1 pseudogene is annotated in these 765 nt (G+C 52.2%); it reads right to left on the minus strand.

What is annotated here, in order from left to right:
• A pseudogene (locus ACLRGG_RS20940) lies at positions 1-765 on the minus strand (IS3 family transposase); the annotation flags it as partial.

The following is a 765-nucleotide window of genomic DNA, read 5'->3' on the forward strand; positions in this document are numbered from 1 at the left end:
GTTTCTCAGCCATCAGCCCATATTCTTCCGGCGTCAGGTTTTTCAGGGATTCATGAGGCCGCTCACTGTTGTATTCATTCAGCCAGCGCTCCGTTATTTCCCGCGCTTCATCCAGTGTTCTGAACAGATAAAAATCCAGTATTTCTGTCCGGTACGTCCTGTTAAAACGTTCGATAAACGCGTTCTGGGTCGGCTTACCCGGCTTAATAAATTCCAGCATCACACCATGATCTTCAGCCCATTGCGCCAGAGCCAGTGATACCCGTTCCGGCCCATTATCCATCCGCATCTTCAGCGGATATCCACGGGTTGCTGCTATCCTGTCCAGCACCCGGACGACCCGCTGCGCCGGGATATTCAGGTCAATTTCGATAGCCAGAGCTTCACGGTTAAAATCATCCACGACGTTGAAAGTCCGAAAACGTCGGCCGCATGTCAGCGCGTCGTGCATAAAATCAATCGACCAGCATTGGTTAAGTGCTTCCGGCGTTGCCAGCGGAGCCGGATTACGCACCTACAGGCGTTGTTTACCCCTGCGACGAAAATTGAGTTTTAGCAGACAATATATCCGGTGTACGCGCTTGTGGTTCCAGACATGTCCCTTCCTGCGAAGCACCTGAAAAAGCTTCTTAAATCCGTAGCGCGGATAACGTTCGGCCACCTCAGTCAGGCTCTGGATGACCGGCTCATCACGTCGGGTATCCGGTTGATAACGAAACACCGTCCTGCTCAGCGATAATATCCTGCATGCCTGGCGTATGCTCA

Source organism: Erwinia sp. PPS120 (assembly GCF_047918655.1).
Lineage (GTDB): Bacteria > Pseudomonadota > Gammaproteobacteria > Enterobacterales > Enterobacteriaceae > Erwinia > Erwinia tasmaniensis_A.